The sequence below is a fragment of the Stenotrophomonas sp. NPDC077420 genome, assembly GCF_044543385.1.
Classification (GTDB): Bacteria; Pseudomonadota; Gammaproteobacteria; order Xanthomonadales; family Xanthomonadaceae; genus Stenotrophomonas.
The window spans coordinates 181826-196276 of record NZ_JBITVZ010000003.1 but is presented as its reverse complement, the minus strand read 5'-3'; the positions used below and the strand labels follow the sequence as shown (position 1 = coordinate 196276).

Below are 14451 nucleotides of genomic sequence, written 5' to 3'. Positions count from 1 at the left end.
CTGCCGGCTGCGCTTTCTACGCCGCCGTGACCTCTTCGTAGCCGGTGAAGCGCATGTCGCTGGACGCGCGGCCCTGGGTCAGCGAGCGCAGCGCGGTGGTGTAGCCGGACAGCTGCGCCAACGGCGCATAGCCCACCACTTCGGCACGACCGCCCTGGTCTTCGATCTGGGCGATGCGGCCGTGGCGACGGTTGAGATCGCCAACCACGTCGCCGACATTGACCGACGGTACGTGGATGGCCACTTCCATCACCGGCTCCAGCAGCGTGGTACCCGCCTGCGCGAAGGCGGCTTTCACCGCTTCGGCACCGGCACGGTGGAAGGCCATGTCCGACGAATCCTTGGCATGGGTCTGCCCGTCGACCAGCGCGATCTCGATACCCACCACCGGATGGCCACGCGGACCCTCCAGCAGCGCGCTGCGCACGCCCTTCTCCACCGCCGCCACGAATCCGCGCGGCACCACGCCACCTACGGTGCGGTCGACGAACTGCACCTCGCCGTCCTCGCGCGGGCTGACATCCAGCACCACGCGCGCGTACTGCCCCTGGCCGCCGGTCTGCTTGACCACCTTGCCTTCCACCCCACGCACGCCCTGCCGCAGGGTTTCCTGGTAGGCCACGCGCGGCGCGCCGGTGCGTACGTTGACGTTCCATTCGGTACGCAGCCGCTCCACCATCACCTCCAGGTGCAGCTCACCCATGCCCCACACCAGGGTTTCGCCGGTTTCCGCATCGGTCTCGACGCGGAACGACGGGTCTTCCTGGGCCAGGCTGGACAAGCCCTGCGCGATGCGGATCAGGTCGGCCGATTTTTCCGCGCTCAACCGCCAGGCCAGCACCGCCTGCTGCGCGCGGATGCTGTCCAGCCGCAGCGGGCGCGACGGCGCGCTGAGCGTTTCACCGCTCACCGCATCCTTCCAGCCCAGCACCGCCACGATGTCGCCGGCGACGGCCTGCTGGATGTCATGGGTCTGGTCGGCCTGCACCCGCACCAGCCGGCTGACCCGGCGTCCCTGTGCATGCTGCGAACTGGCCAATGCATCGCCCACCTTCAGCGACCCCGAATACACCCGCACGAAGCTCAACGCACCATGGTGCTGGTGGGTGATCTTGAACAGCAGCGCCGCCAGCGGCCCGTTCGGGTCCGGTGGCAGGGACAGCTCGCCCGCGTCGGTCGCGGCGACCACCGCCGGCCGGTCTTCCGGCGCAGGCAGGTAGTCCACGATCGCGTCGAGCAGGGTTTCGATGCCCTTGCTCTTGAACGCCGCACCTGCCAGCACCGGCACGCCGGCGCCGGCCAGCGTGGCCCGGCGCAGTGCTGCACGCAGCGTCGCCGCGTCCACCGCGTCGCCGGCCAGCCAGGCGTCGGCCAGCACCTCGTCGTGGTCGGCCACCGCGTCCACCAGTACGGCGCGGCGCGGCTCCCACGCATCGTGTTCAGCGGCGGTCCACGCACTGCGCGTCGGCTGGCCGGCCTCGTCCCAGCGCACCGTGCTGCGCTCGACCAGGTCCACCCAGCCATGGAAATCGCCTTCGGCGCCCAGCGGCCAGCCCAGCGCCCACGGCCGTGCCTGCAGTTTGTCCTGCAACTGCTCCAGCACGCGCTCGAACGAGGCGCCGATGCGGTCCATCTTGTTGGCGTACGCGATCAACGGCACGCCATGGCGACGCGCCTGGTGCCACACGGTTTCCGATTGCGGCTGCACGCCGTCCACGGCCGAGAATACCGCCACCGCCCCGTCCAGCACGCGCAGCGAACGCTCCACTTCAATGGCGAAGTCGATGTGCCCGGGCGTGTCGATCAAGGTCAGATGGTGGGTCGGCTGGTCGCGCGGCGCCCAATGCGCCTGCACGGCGGCCGCGCCGATGGTGATGCCGCGCTCGCGTTCGATCGCCGAGAAGTCGGTGGTCGCCGCGCCGTCGTGGACTTCGCCGACGCGATGGATCTCGCCGGTTTTCCACAGCAGGCGTTCGGTGAGCGTGGTCTTGCCGGCGTCGATGTGGGCAATGATGCCGAGGTTGCGCCGAAGATTACGGGTCTGGGTGTTCATGCAATGGGTCTCGCTGCTGCCAACGTCAGGGAGCCGCACGCCGCCGTTGGCTGACGGCGTGCGGCCAGGTTTGGGGCTCGGCGATCTGGTGCATGGCACGTTCTCCTTCGAACGGTTCTGGAACGGAATGGGAAAGCGGAAACGAAAAGAGCGCCCGGTGGGCGCTCTGTCGGGGGTGCTGCGCTGGTCGTGGATCGATCAGCCGCCAGATGCACCGCGAGGCAGACGCGCCCGTCCCGCGACAGCGCGGGTGCGGGTAAAGAACGTCAGGAGCGGCATCGAAGTCATGGCGGTGGATGTCGGGGATCTCCGCGCATTCTAGACCTCTGCAACGCCCGCGCAAGGCTTTATTGAGCACACTTATGGAACACTGGAGCAATGCGCTCGACACGCCGATCACCAGCGCAACAAACGCACCCCGATGAGGTTCTATATGCGAATAGGTCGCAATTGCATCATTAGGCGGAATCACTACACTATCCGGGCACGTTCCGGATTTCGCCATGACTCTCTCCCCCGCTTCATTCCGCCGGTTGCGCCCCAACCTGCTTGCCCTCGCCTGCGCCCTGGCCGCGACCGCCTTTACGCCTGCCGTTCTCGCGCAGACTGCCACGGCCCTGGACGCCGTGCAGGTCAACGCGTACCGCGCCACCAACAGCACCAGTGGCGCCACCAAGACCCGCACCGCCATCGCCGAAACGCCACAGTCCATCGCCGTGATCGAACGCGCCGAACTGGACGCGCGTGGCGTGCAGTCGCTCAACGACGCCATGCGTTACGTTGCCGGGGTGAGCCTGGAAAGCAGCGGCATCGACAACCGCGTGGATGATTTCCGCATCCGCGGTTTCGACGCCGGCAGCTGGGCCAACAACGTGACCCTGGATGGCATGCGCGCACCGCAGGGCAGCCAGTGGAACCGCAGCATGTTCGACAGCTGGAACCTGGACCGCGTCGAGGTGCTCAAAGGCCCTTCCGCAGTGATGTATGGCCAGCTCGCTCCCGGTGGCATGGTCAACCAGGTCAGCAAGACTCCCACCCCGGACCAACGGCAGCTGCTGCGCCTGGGCCTGGATGCGGACGGCCAGTACAGCGCGGCCTTCGACGTCGGCGGCGGCAGCGCTGACGACGCGCACCTGCTGCGCCTGGTCGGCCTCTATCGCGATGGCGACACCCAGATCCAGCACACCGCGCAAGAGCACTGGTTCCTCGCCCCCAGCTACACCTGGCAGATCGCCGAGCGCACCCGCCTCACCCTGCTGGGCATGTACCAGAAGGACGATGGCGGTTCGACCTACCAGTTCCTGCCGATGGCCGGCACGCTCACCGCCACCCCGTACGGCCACATGAAGAACAGCACCTTCATCGGCCAGCCGGACTGGAACACCTACGACCGCACGCTGTGGACGGCCGGCTGGATGTTCGAGCACCAGTTCAACGAGCACCTTACCCTGACCCAGAACGCTCGCCGCACCCATGTGGATTCGCTGTACCGCGGCGTGGTCACCTTCGGCGCGCTCAATGCCGATGGCCGCACCCAGAACCGGCGCGGCGTGCAGGGCACCGGCGACTCGGATGGCGACACCTTCGACACCCGCCTGCAGGCACGGTTCGCCACCGGCGCGGTCGACCACACCGTGCTGCTCGGCTGGGACTGGCAGCGTGCGGACTGGGAAGGCGTACGCAGCGCGATGAGCAACCCGCGCCCGATCGACATCTTCAACCCCGTGTACCTGCCCTACCAGCCCACCGTCACCAGCGAGACCCCCACCCGCGGCGTCAACCGCCAGAGCGGCGTGTACCTGCAGGACCAGCTCGCCGCCGGCAACTGGCGCCTGACCCTGGGCGGGCGTTACGACTGGACCAAGGACGACACGCTCAGCGCCACCCGCAACATCGCCACCGGCGTGTCCCAGCCCGGCCCGCACAACGTGATCAAGAACGAAGCGTTCACCGGCCGTGGCGGCCTGCTGTACGTGTTCGACAATGGCCTCACGCCGTATGTCAGCTATGCGGAATCGTTCCAGCCAGCTACCAAATCCCCGCTGGACAGCTTCACCCGCACCGCCTTCGAGCCAGTCACCGGTTCGCAGTGGGAAGCCGGCCTGAAGTACCAGCCGGCCACGGTTGACGGTCTGGTTACCCTGGCGGTGTACGACCTGCGCCAGGAAAACATGATCGTCGACGATCCGGTCGCCAGCCACCGCAACTGCGGCGCCACCGGCACGGTGGTCTGCTCCATCCAGGGCGATGAAGGGCGCGTGCGCGGCATCGAACTGGAGGGCCGCATCACCCCGGTCGCCGGCCTGAGCCTGATCGGCGCGGCGTCGCGGATGGACTCGGACATGCTGCGTTCCAGTGCCTACCGCGGCAAACACCTGGCGATGGTGCCGGACCTGACCGCCTCGTTCTGGGCTGATTACACCTTCCAGGCCGGCAGCCTGCGCGGGCTGAGCCTGGCCGCCGGGGCGCGCTACAACGGCGTCAGCTACGGCGACAGCGCCAACCTGTACCGCATACCGTCCTACACCCTGTTCGACGCGGCGATCCGCTACGACCTGGGACACTTCGGCGGCACCGAGGTCAACCTCGCGTTGAACGCCAGCAACCTGGCCGACAAGCGGTATGTATCCACCTGCACCGGCGTGTCGTCGTGCTACTACGGCAGCGGACGCACGGTGATGGCCACCGCCACCTTCGGCTGGTAGCCGGCTCCGGAAGGTCGTGCCACGCCATGCGTGGCAGTCTCATTCATGCGGGTCGGCCACCACCACCAGCGGCACATCGCGCTGCGGATGCCGCAACACCAGCACCGGCTGCTGGTACACCCGCTCGATGTGCGCGCGGGTCAACACCTGGTCCGGCGTGCCGTCGGCCGCCACCCTGCCCTGTTCCAGCAGCACGATGCGGTCGGCATGACCGGCCGCCAGGTTGAGGTCGTGCACCACCACGATCACGCACGCGCCGGCATCGGCCAGGGCGCGCACCGCGCGCAGGGTGCGTTCCTGGTGGCGCAGATCCAGCGCGGCCGTTGGCTCGTCCAGCAGCAGCAGTGGCGTCTGCTGGGTCAGCACGCGGGCGAAGGTGGCACGCGCGGCCTCGCCCCCCGACAAGGTCTGTACTTCGCGCTGGCGCAGCGCCCGCATTTCCGCCTGGCCCAGTGACTGCTCCACCAGCGCGGCATCGCGCAGTGCATCGGCCGGGTACGGCAGCCGGCCCATTGCCACCACTTCCTCGACGGTGAACGCGAAGCGCACGGCATGGTCCTGCGGCATCACTGCCCGCTCGCGTGCCAGCGCCATCGCCTTCCAGTGTGCGATCGGTCGGTCATGCAGGGTCACCTGCCCTGCGTCGGCAGCGACATCGCCGCTGGCCACGCCGAGCAGGGTGGACTTCCCCGCGCCGTTCGGGCCCACCAGCGCGGTGAGCGTGCCGGGCGCGAATCCCAGGTCGATGCGCTCCAGGATGCTGCGCTCACCGACCCGGACCGCCACGTTCTCCAGTTGCAGGAACGCGCGGCTCATGGACCGCCACTCCGCCGCTGGTGCAGCACCAGCCACAGGAAGAACGGCGCCCCCAGCGCCGCCGAGAACAGGCCCAGCGGAATCTCCGCCGGCGGATCCAGCGTGCGTGCGGCGGTGTCGGCCACCACGATCAGCAGTGCCCCGGTGACCGCGGACACCGGCAGCAACCAGCGATGCCCGGGCCCGACCAGCATGCGCACCACGTGCGGCACCACCAGCCCGACGAACCCGATCGAGCCGGCAAACGCCACCGCCGCGCCAACCAGCAGCGCACTGAACGCGATCAACTTCAGCCGTGTCCGCTTCACGTCCAGCCCCAGGTGCTGCGCCTGGCGCTCGCCCAGCGCCAGCATGTCCAGCGGGGTCGACAGCCGCAGCAGCGCGAACGTGCCCAGTGCGAATACCGGCAGCGCCGCCACATCGGCCCAGTCGGCCTGGGCCAGCGACCCCATCTGCCAGAACACCAGAGACTGCAGCTCGCTCTCGCTGGCGATGTAGGTCAGGAACCCGATCGCGGCCGAACAGAACGCCGCCATCGCGATACCCACCAGCAGCAGCGTGGCGGTACCGGAGTTGCGGCCGGGACGTGCGAGCAGGTAGGTCACGCTGATCGCCGCCGCGCCGCCCGCGAAGGCCGCCAGCGGCAGCGTCCACCCGCCCACGCTGCCCGCGCCCAGCACGATGGCCGCCACCGCACCGAGTGCCGCGCCCTGGGTGACCCCGACGATGCCCGGATCGGCCAATGGGTTACCGAACAGCCCCTGCAGGCTGGCGCCGGCCATGGCCAGCGACGCGCCTACCACCGCGCCCAGCAGGGCGCGTGGAATGCGCAGGTTCCACACCACCGCCAGGTCACGCGGGCTGACCTGCGCGGGATCCAGCAGGCCCAGCTTCACCGCCACTGCCTGCAGCACCTCCAGCGGCGGCAGGCGCAACGGCCCCACCGCGAACGAGCCCAGGATGGCGCCGATCAGCGCCATGGCCATCACCGCCAGTACCCACCGGCCGGGGCGGCGGCGTGTCATGCGTATCGTCACTGCGTGATGCTCACGGCGAGGGCAGTGCCGCCAGTGCCCGCGCCAGGGCCAGCGCACCGCTGCCCGAACCGATGCTGGCGGCCTTCAGCTGCACGTCCGGCATCACCCACACCCGGTTGGCTGCACCGGCCGGCGTCTGCTTCAGCGTTGGATAGGCCTTCCACAGTCCTGCTTCACCCCCGAACAGCTGCAGGTCGTTCTCGGTCACCAGGATCACCTCCGGCGCTGCCGCCACCACGCCTTCGTTGCTCAACGCGGAGTAGTTGGCCACCCGCGCTTCGGTGCCGATGTTGATGCCACCGGCCAGCCCGATCAGCGTGCCGGACGCGCTGTCGGTGCCGGCGACCGTCGGTGCGCCGCCGGCACCGGTGGCCGACAGGTGGATCACCCGCGGACGCACCTTGATGGTGGCGGCAATGGCGGCGGCTTCGTCCAGCTGTGCCTGCACCTGCGTGGCCAGCGCCGCGCCGGCATCGGCCACGCCCAGCGCCGCGGCCACCTTGCGCACTTTCTCCGGGGCCGGCTGCAGGTCATCGATGACCACGGCAGCTTCGCCCGCGCCACGCAGCTTCCGGGCCAGCTCACTGTGCCGGCGCAGGCTGTTGCCGAGGAACAGCGTGCCTTCCAGGCTGAGCACGCCTTCCACGCCGGTGGTGCGGTTGAACAGGAACTGTTTCGGCGCGTTGCGACCGGAGGCGGTCGCCGAGCGCAACGGCGCGGCGTACACCCTGCTGCCCATGCCCAACGCTTCGATGACCGCGATGACATCGTCACCGCCAGCCACGATACGCGCAGTGTCCTTCACCGTGACCTGCTCCCCATCATCCGAGGCCACCGTCACCGGCAGTACCGGCGAGAGGTTGGCGCTGGACGGCACGTCGGTGCCGGCCACGCGCATCCAGCCCTGCGGCAATGCGGCCGGCGCCGCCACGCTGGGCGCCGCGCCTGCACTCCCGGGCGTGGCCGTCGCAGCCGGCTCGGCCGGCGTGCCACCGCAGGCGGCCAGTGCGGTGGTCATGGCCAGCATCAACACGCTGCGGCGAAGGGACACGGGTTTGAACATGCGGTTCTCCAATAAGTCGGTGTCAGCGGCGGATCGGGCGGATGCGGGTAACGCGGTCGCCCTTGGGGTCGTCCGCGCCCCGCGACTTGTTGATCGCGTACACATTGCCCTTGCCGTCCTCGCGGACGTGGTTGGGGAAGGTGCCGCCATCCAGGTTGCCCACGACCTTGCCGTCGCCGTCGACAACGGTCACCGTGCCGGCGCCGCGATTGGTCACGTAGGCCAGCCCGGACACCGGCTCGAAGGCCACGTTCAGTGCGCCGGCGCCCACCGGCACGTCGTGCAGCACCTTGCCGCTGGCCACATCCACGATCAGCAGGTTGTCGGTGCCCTGCGAGGCCACGTACAGGCGGTTGTGCCTGGCGTCGAAGGCCACGCCCGACGCGCTGATCGCATTGCCCAGATCGATCACCTTGTCGACCTTGCCGCTGGCGACGTCGATCACCGCCGCTTCGGGCGTGCCGATGCTCACCGTGAACAGCTTGCCGCCGGCGTCGTCCAGCACCAGGCTCATCGGCACGAATTTTTCATCGTCCACGCCCGAGGCCAGGGCAATCGGCTCGAGCGGCTTGAAGGTCTTCGCATCGAACACCGACAGATGATCTTCGCCGGCGGCAGACGCAAACACCTTGCCACGCGCGGCATCCACCACCACATCACGGGCGTGCGGCACCGCGCCCACCGGGAACTGGTGCACCAGCGACAGGTCGGTCTGGCGATACACCGCCACGGTGTCCTGGCGGGTGTTGCTGACCCACACCGTGCCGTTGGCATCGTCAACGCCCACGCCGTACACCGCGAACACGCTCCCCCCCCTTGGCGTCGGGCACCTTGGCGGGGGTGACGGCCTTGAGTACCTTCAAGGTCTTCGGGTCGACCTTGAGCAGCTGCGATTGCGTCACCGGCGGGCGACCCACCGCCGAGGTCACGTACAGGGCGTTGCTGGCGGCGCTGTAAGCGCTCTGGTACAGGCCCTGGACCAGTTTGCCGGAGGTCTGCTGGAACGCCTGCTGCCCGCTCAGCGGCAGCGTCGGCGACACCCGCAGCGCCACCACGGTGGCGGCGGCCGGCTGGCTGGCGCGCACCACCAGCGGATGCTGGCCAGGCACCGCGTCGGCCGGAATCTGCACGGTCGCCTTGAAGTTGCCCTGCGCGTCGACCACATACGGCGTGGCGTTGAGCACGGTCTCACCGCGCAGCAGGGTCACCTGCTGGCCAGGCACGAAGGCGCGGCCGGTCACGTCGGCGCTGCTGCCCGGTACAACGTTCTCGTTGCGGGCGCTGACCTTGCCACGGAAACCCTTGGCCGGTGCATCGAACACCGTTTGTGCGGTCACCGCCGTGGTGGTCAGCGACAGGGCAAGGGCCAACGCGGCAACGCGCGGGAGGGACATCATTCGGGACATGGCAGACTCCTTCTGTAGGGGCGCGCCAGCGGCGCGTGTCACAAGGGTTGCCTTGGCCGGTCGCATTGCCGCGACGGTGGCACGGGGCCACGCACTGCCTGGGTAAGGGGAAAACATCACTTGGTCGTGGCGCTGCGGTCGGTTACGCCATACAGGGTGGCCAGCGTTGCCTTCAGCGAGGCCGGCAGCATCGGACCGTGGCCAAGGCCTGGAAATTCGCGGTAACTGACCTGCAGCCCGGGCACGTCGGCCAGGCGCACGCTCAGTGCATGTGCCGCATCGGGTGTCGCCCCGGCAATGCGCCGCAGATGGGCGACCACGCGCGGATTGGTCATGTCGCGGGCACCGCGATTGCCGCTGCGTTCATCGCCGCCGAGCATCAGCCACAGCCTGGCCGGCGCAGGATGCGCGGTGAAGCGCTGCTCCAGCGTGCCCTGCGGCGCGCCCTGGCTCCACCACAGGGAGGGGCTGGCGCTTACATACTGCTGGAAGGCACCTGGCTGGGTGTACAAGGTGCTGAGCACGAACAGTCCCCCCAGCGAGTGGCCCCAGAGCGCTTGCTGCTGCGGGTCCACCTGGGCGCGTCGCGCGACCTCGGGCTTGACCTGCTGCTGGATGACCTGCAGGAACGCGTCGGCGCCACCGCCACTGGATTTCACTACGCCAGTACCATCGTCGGCGGTGTCCACCCAGGCGGTGTAGTCCAGCGTCCGCGCCTTGGAATCGATGCGCAGGTCGTTGTCATGACCAATGAAGACCAGCACCGGCGCGGCGTGCGCGGCCAGGTCCGCCAGCAACGCCTGGTCGAACACCATGGCGGCCGCGTTGCCATCCAGCATGTACAGCACCGGTGCCGGCGTGTCGGCGCGCCGGGTGGGTATGCCCAGATGGATGCGCCACCTGCGCGCGGGCGCACCCGCTTCGATTACGAACCGCTCGAAGCGATAGCTCTGCGCCGGCTGGTCGAGAACCGTTTCACCCACCGTCTGCAGTGGATTGCGCTGCTGCGCCGACGCGGGCGCGATCGCAGCCACGCCCAGTACCGCAAGCAGGCTCATGCTGCGAAACCAGGGAAAACAGGCGGGTATCAGGCGGAAGAACACGGCAGCTACGACTCAAGGCAAGGCGATTGCCCCAGTGTACCCCAAATGCGAATAGGTATCACTTGCCTCGGAAGAAACGCCGAAACAAAGAAACGCCAAAACAAAACGTCCGGCCACCGGGACCGGACGTTGGGATGTGGAACCAGCAGCCGCTTATTCTTCTTCTTCCTGCCCGCCCTGCTGGTTGCGCTCGCGCTTCTGGTCCTGCTGCTGTTGCTGCTGCTGGCCCTGGCGCTGCGGATCCTTCTGGTTCTGCTGGTTCTGCTGGCCCTGCTGGCCCTGCTGCGGATTCTGCTGGTTGCCCATGTCGTGTCTCCGGGTGTCCGACGTCGAAGTGAGGCCGGTGACTCCACCCTAGGCATGCACGCGTTACCGAGACGTGCGCGAAACCCTCATTGCGTAGACGCCTCACGCATCTGGGTAAACAATTCAGCGCCGCCGCATGCGCTGTCACGCCGCTGTCGCGCATGCATCACCCAACGGCATCATGGATCGGCATCGAAAATCACGGTGACATCACCCCGGTAATGGCTGCCAGGGTGATCCAACATGTCCCTCACAGCCTCGCCCTGGACCGCGAAACGCAGTTGGGACGGCCGCCGGATGATGAAGCTGTCCGCAGTCAGAACCGGTGACACCATGGTCGTGGTCAGCGGCAATCCCACCGCTTCGCTGCCGGACAGCGCGTCGCGGAAGCCCGGCATCGTCAGCTGGATGTCCAGCGGCGCGTCAACGGCGTCCCGGGTGATGTTGCGGATCGCGCAGCGGCCATCCGGCACCGCATGCTGGCACTGCAGCGACACCCCGAACTGGCCCGAACTGCTGACGCTGAAGGGCAGTTCGCGCTCCAGCGCAGTCGGCACGATGCCGTGGTCGCTCCATTGGGTCCAGCCCCCCTTCGGCGCCAGTACCGCGCGGTCGCTGCCGGGCGGAAGGTCCAGCTGGAAGGCGTGCTGGACCTCCAGGTGGAAGTGCACGTTGACCAGGCTGTCATCCAGGGTCACGCCGTTGCCCAGGTCGAAGTCCGCGCCGTCGCCGGTCCCTCCCACCCGGTAGGTCGTCATCCCGGTGTAGAGGCCACTGCGCATGGCCAACGGTGCGGGCGTGGTCAGCTGGTAGGTGAAGTCGAACTCGGTGATGGCGTAGTTGTTCGTGTGCAGCCAGTGCAGCGAACACGCCACCGTCCCATTGCCGCCATCGCGCCGCACCATCAGGCGCATGACACTGCGATTGTTTGCGTTGGTATTGCTCAATGCCCGGCTGCAGTTCCTGGGCACTCCGGTCGACGCCGGCTCGGTAGGCCCATCCCCGTCCTGATCGACAAGCCGCAGTGCTGCGCCAATGATCTTCACCTGCATGTCGAAGGTGTGCGCACCGTCCTCGGAGGTGACGGTCACGGTACGCGGCCCCGGCATGCCCACATAGAAGCTGTCGGGGCCGTAATCGTTGGATCGTAGCCCCTGCTTGGTACCGCGCACCTTGGTATCGATGCTCCACCAGTCGTTGTTGATGCACGCCTGCAGGTGCACGCTGTTGCACACGCCCGACCACGGCGTGGTGTTCACGAATTCGCGCTTGTTGGGATCGTTGATGTCCGGTTTGAATTCCGCCGTGATGTAGATGTCGGTCGCCCAGGCGTCGCCGGCAACGGCGGCCAGTGCCAGGGCGCATGCCATGCCGCCCAGGCGGCGGCGCATCGCGGTGAAGGGAAGCGCGTCACGGGTCACGGCAGGGCTCCAGCAGCAGGGGCAGCCGACGGCGGCTGCGTGGTGGTGAGGGAAGACGGCGGGCATGTCAGGATCCCGGCCAGCCATGTGCCATCGCGGGGACGGGTGGTGGTGCCATCCAGCACGAAGCTGCAGTCGGCCACGCGCGGGTGGCGGACATCCATGCTCGGTGCGCGCGCGCTCATTTCCAGCGCGAAGAAGCCGTCGGCTTCGGCCACGCTGCGTCCGGCATGGTTGATCACATGCGCGCCCGCCAATGGCGTACCGTCGGCGTCGCGCAGATGCCCCATCACGGTGAACGTGCTCAGCACCTCCACCGCGCCGTAGCCCACCCCGCCTTTGTTGAGGTGGTAATCCAGCACTGCCGGCTGGATCGTCGCCGCAGGTGCGGCACGGCCATCGAAGTCGATCTGCACCGCGCCGATGCGGTAGGGCGTGACCGGCAGCACGTTGCGGCCCGGCTTCAGCACGTAGGAGCCGCCGCGGCTGTCATGCGCGCGCAACGCCACATCGGGCAGCGCCGAGCGCACGTCGATGATCATGCCGGTATCGATGCTGCCGGCCTGCCCTGCCCCGGCCACGGCCCATCGGCCCGCGCCGAGGGCCAGTGTGCTTTCCAGGTTCACGCCACCGCTCAGCTGCCCGCCCAGCGAAGCGCGCTGCGCGTGCACATCGCCGTGAAGCGCGGGGTGCTCGAACAGGCCGGTAGCGCTCAGGCCAAGGCCGTCGCTGTCCGCCGTCGCCTGGCCGCCAACACTGCGCAGCGGCCCTGCATCGAAACGCTGCTGCAGGCCGGCGCTGGCATACAGCGTGCGCCCGCCATCTGTGGCGGTGCGGCTGCCCAGGCTGCCGGTGTAGCGTCGCCCGCCCGCGCCCAGCGCGATGTTCACGGTGAGATCCACGCCCCGATTGCGACGCATGCCGCTGCTGCGGTTGGCCGGGCGGTCGAAGATCGAGGCGCGCCAGGTCGCATCGCTGCCCAACAGGCGCTGGCGGCGACTCACCGACAGATCCAGCCCGAGCCCGCGGCTGACGCCACGGTGGTGCGACACGCGGCCGCCCACGTGGCTGCTGTCGCCAACGCGATGGTTCACGCTCAACGCACTGGTCTGCAGCCAGCCGGAACGCGTTTCGGCAAGGAACCCGCGGTCCCATGGGCGTTGTCGTTCCTGCCAGCTGCGGTTGTGCGCCAGGATCGCCGTGCCGTGGTGGTACCGCCACAGGGCCTGCAGGTCGGCACCGCGCCCCTGCCCACCGGTGTAGAGGTTGGTGTAAACATTCGCGCGGTCGTGGACCTGCCAATCCACCGAGCCGGCCACGGCATGGGTGTCATCCAGGTGCTGGGCGGACAGGCCGACCACCGCGCGCGGGTGTGCCAGGTAATTGAGGATGCCACCGGCCGCGAAGGTGCCCGCGCCCGGCGCGTCGCTGTTCTGCAGCAGGTCCTGCTGCACGCCGGCGAACGCGCTGTAGCGCCAGCGTCGCCGCGGGTCGCGCCAGTTGCCGGGTTTATGGATGACGGCGGTTTCGCGCGCGCTTTCCCGGCCGTCTTCGATGACCCGCAGTTCCACTTCATAGATGCCCCCGGGCAGGCGCCGGGTATCCAGTTCCTGCAGTCCCGGTTGCACCGGCTGCGTCAGGATCAGGCTGCCGTCCCGGAACACCTCCACGCTGCCCTCGCGGTTGGCGGTGACATGGACCGGGTAAAGACTGGGCGCGCGTGAGTCGATGGCCAGGCTGTCGGACGAACCGACCATCACGCCCACCGTGGTGTGGTTGGCCGCGCCGGCCGCCCTCGGCTGCCGGATCACGCCTTGGAAACTGGGCAGGAAATAGCCTGCCCGCAGGAACGCATCACGCAGTTCGCGCTGGGCGTACAGGCTCTGCACCGAGTGACGCAGCTCGCCCTCCCGGTCGGTGCTGCGATCGAGCTGGTAACTCCCCGCCAGGGTCCAGTGTCCCAGGCTTCCCTGCAGGTCAACGGCGTAGCGACCGGTGGGGTCGGTGCCCTGCCCCGCATACGCATTGAGCTGATGGCGCAGGATCAGGCCGCGGCTGCCGCCGTCGGGCAGTGCATGGTGGCGCACGGTCGGCCGCCCCCCTGCTGCGTCGGAGGTGGCGATCGACAGCAGCGAGCTCTCCAGGCTGTAATGCAGGCGTACCAGCCCGGCGCAGGCCTGGACACAGGCGCCCAACGGTCGCGGGGCCGCCAGGACCCGTAGCCAGCGCTCGCGCTCGGCGGCGGTTTCAGTGCTGCCATGGCTGTCGGTGAACTCCAGCAACGACAGGGTGTTGTCGCGAGAGAGCACGGCGCGGGCGTCGCCCAGGAAGCGGCCATCGCGTTCCACCCGCACTACCAGCGGCACGTCGAAGAAGTGGTCACGGAAGTCATCGGGCAAGCCCCCTGCCTGGTCCAGCAGCGTCAGGCTGTCCAGCGCCGCCGGCGCAGCCAGCACCCCCGCGCTGCTGCAGCTGAGCATCACGGCAATGGCGAGGGGAAGCAGGCGCGGCGACATCGATCATCCTCAGCATCAAAGAAGG

General features: G+C 68.5%; 11 protein-coding genes. 1 reads left to right on the top strand and 10 read right to left on the bottom strand.

What is annotated here, in order from left to right; translation table 11 throughout:
• Positions 1-16 precede the first annotated feature (16 nt).
• Positions 17-2053 carry an elongation factor G gene (gene fusA / locus ACIGII_RS04565; RefSeq protein ID WP_399633985.1) on the bottom strand — a complete coding sequence of 679 codons (2037 nt, stop codon included), beginning with the start codon at positions 2051-2053 and terminating at the stop codon, positions 17-19.
• Between the two features lie 503 nt (positions 2054-2556).
• Here fusA and ACIGII_RS04560 point away from each other — a divergent pair.
• The gene (locus ACIGII_RS04560) at positions 2557-4758 is read left to right on the top strand and encodes a TonB-dependent siderophore receptor (RefSeq protein WP_399633987.1); all 2202 of its coding nucleotides are present in this window, start codon (positions 2557-2559) and stop codon (positions 4756-4758) included.
• A 39-nt stretch (positions 4759-4797) separates the two neighbouring features.
• On the opposite strand, the gene ACIGII_RS04555 is transcribed toward ACIGII_RS04560, so the two are convergent.
• The 9 genes from ACIGII_RS04555 to ACIGII_RS04515 form a co-directional block, all read right to left on the bottom strand.
• The gene (locus tag ACIGII_RS04555) at positions 4798-5574 is read right to left on the bottom strand and encodes a heme ABC transporter ATP-binding protein (protein ID WP_399633989.1); all 777 of its coding nucleotides are present in this window, start codon (positions 5572-5574) and stop codon (positions 4798-4800) included.
• Positions 5571-6599, bottom strand: a complete 1029-nt coding sequence (locus ACIGII_RS04550; protein WP_399633990.1) for a FecCD family ABC transporter permease — start codon at positions 6597-6599, stop codon at positions 5571-5573. The genes ACIGII_RS04555 and ACIGII_RS04550 overlap by 4 nt, the downstream gene beginning before the upstream one ends.
• A gap of 22 nt (positions 6600-6621) precedes the next feature.
• Positions 6622-7674: a hemin ABC transporter substrate-binding protein gene (locus ACIGII_RS04545; protein ID WP_399633992.1), complete on the bottom strand. Its 1053-nt coding sequence runs from the start codon at positions 7672-7674 to the stop codon at positions 6622-6624.
• Between the two features lie 22 nt (positions 7675-7696).
• Complete coding sequence (locus ACIGII_RS04540) at positions 7697-8479, bottom strand: YncE family protein (RefSeq protein ID WP_399633994.1); 783 nt, start codon at positions 8477-8479, stop codon at positions 7697-7699.
• Positions 8451-9080, bottom strand: a complete 630-nt coding sequence (locus tag ACIGII_RS04535) for a hypothetical protein (protein ID WP_399633995.1) — start codon at positions 9078-9080, stop codon at positions 8451-8453. Before ACIGII_RS04535 ends, ACIGII_RS04540 begins: the two co-directional genes overlap by 29 nt.
• A 116-nt stretch (positions 9081-9196) precedes the next feature.
• Positions 9197-10138, bottom strand: a complete 942-nt coding sequence (locus tag ACIGII_RS04530; protein ID WP_399633997.1) for an alpha/beta hydrolase — start codon at positions 10136-10138, stop codon at positions 9197-9199.
• A gap of 198 nt (positions 10139-10336) precedes the next feature.
• Positions 10337-10489: a hypothetical protein gene (locus ACIGII_RS04525; protein ID WP_399633999.1), complete on the bottom strand. Its 153-nt coding sequence runs from the start codon at positions 10487-10489 to the stop codon at positions 10337-10339.
• A 179-nt stretch (positions 10490-10668) separates the two neighbouring features.
• Positions 10669-11910, bottom strand: coding sequence for a hypothetical protein (locus ACIGII_RS04520; protein ID WP_399634000.1), 1242 nt, complete (start codon positions 11908-11910; stop codon positions 10669-10671).
• The gene (locus ACIGII_RS04515) at positions 11907-14426 is read right to left on the bottom strand and encodes a TcfC E-set like domain-containing protein (RefSeq protein WP_399634002.1); all 2520 of its coding nucleotides are present in this window, start codon (positions 14424-14426) and stop codon (positions 11907-11909) included. Before ACIGII_RS04515 ends, ACIGII_RS04520 begins: the two co-directional genes overlap by 4 nt.
• Between the last annotated feature and the right edge of the window lie 25 nt (positions 14427-14451).

Excerpts from the sequence above, each read along its gene's own strand:
- ACIGII_RS04545 (WP_399633992.1), bottom strand. The coding sequence starts at position 7,674 with ATGTTCAAACCCGTGTCCCTTCGCCGCAGCGTGTTGATGCTGGCCATG.
- fusA (WP_399633985.1), bottom strand. The coding sequence starts at position 2,053 with ATGAACACCCAGACCCGTAATCTTCGGCGCAACCTCGGCATCATTGCC.
- ACIGII_RS04560 (WP_399633987.1), top strand. The coding sequence starts at position 2,557 with ATGACTCTCTCCCCCGCTTCATTCCGCCGGTTGCGCCCCAACCTGCTT.
- ACIGII_RS04530 (WP_399633997.1), bottom strand. The coding sequence starts at position 10,138 with ATGAGCCTGCTTGCGGTACTGGGCGTGGCTGCGATCGCGCCCGCGTCG.
- ACIGII_RS04515 (WP_399634002.1), bottom strand. The coding sequence starts at position 14,426 with ATGTCGCCGCGCCTGCTTCCCCTCGCCATTGCCGTGATGCTCAGCTGC.
- ACIGII_RS04555 (WP_399633989.1), bottom strand. The coding sequence starts at position 5,574 with ATGAGCCGCGCGTTCCTGCAACTGGAGAACGTGGCGGTCCGGGTCGGT.
- ACIGII_RS04535 (WP_399633995.1), bottom strand. The coding sequence starts at position 9,080 with ATGTCCCGAATGATGTCCCTCCCGCGCGTTGCCGCGTTGGCCCTTGCC.
- ACIGII_RS04525 (WP_399633999.1), bottom strand. The coding sequence starts at position 10,489 with ATGGGCAACCAGCAGAATCCGCAGCAGGGCCAGCAGGGCCAGCAGAAC.
- ACIGII_RS04550 (WP_399633990.1), bottom strand. The coding sequence starts at position 6,599 with ATGACACGCCGCCGCCCCGGCCGGTGGGTACTGGCGGTGATGGCCATG.